Below are 646 nucleotides of genomic sequence, written 5' to 3'. Positions count from 1 at the left end.
GCAACGGCCGCGCCACGCTGATCCCGAGCGTGGCGACGCCGCGTCGCGCATGGGCATCACCACGGCCGCCATCGACAACGCGCTGTACAACGCCTTCGGCCAGCGCCTGATCTCGACCATCTACACGCAATCGAATCAGTACCGCGTGGTGATGGAAGTCAAGCCGGAATTCCAGAAGGGACCGGATGCACTCAACAGCATTTTCCTGGTGGCCTCCAGCGGCAACCAGATCCCGCTCTCCAGCATCGCCAAGGTGACCGAGCGCACCGCGCCGCTGGTGGTCAACCATCTCGGCCAGTTCCCGGCCGCCACCGTCTCGTTCAACCTGGCGCAGGGCGCCTCGCTGGGCGAAGCGGTCAAGGCCATCATGGCGGCCGAGAAGGACATCGCCATGCCGGCCAGCATCTCGACCAACTTCCAGGGCGCCGCGCTGGCGTTCCAGGCCTCGCTGTCGAATACGCTGTGGCTGATCCTGGCGGCGATCGTGACGATGTACATCGTGCTCGGCGTGCTGTACGAAAGCTACATCCATCCGATCACCATCCTGTCCACGTTGCCGTCGGCCGGCGTCGGCGCCTTGCTGTCGCTGATGATTTCGCGCAACGACCTCGGCATCATCGGCATCATCGGCATCATCCTGCTGATC

1 protein-coding gene is annotated in these 646 nt (G+C 64.2%); it reads left to right on the top strand.

Going from position 1 to position 646, the window contains the following annotated elements:
• On the top strand, positions 1 to 646 hold a 646-nt coding region (locus HLUSI_RS30490), incomplete at both ends, for an efflux RND transporter permease subunit (protein WP_016836385.1).

The organism is Herbaspirillum lusitanum P6-12, assembly GCF_000256565.1.
Classification (GTDB): Bacteria; Pseudomonadota; Gammaproteobacteria; order Burkholderiales; family Burkholderiaceae_D; genus Herbaspirillum; species Herbaspirillum lusitanum.
This window is presented reverse-complemented; position numbering and strand designations above follow the sequence as displayed.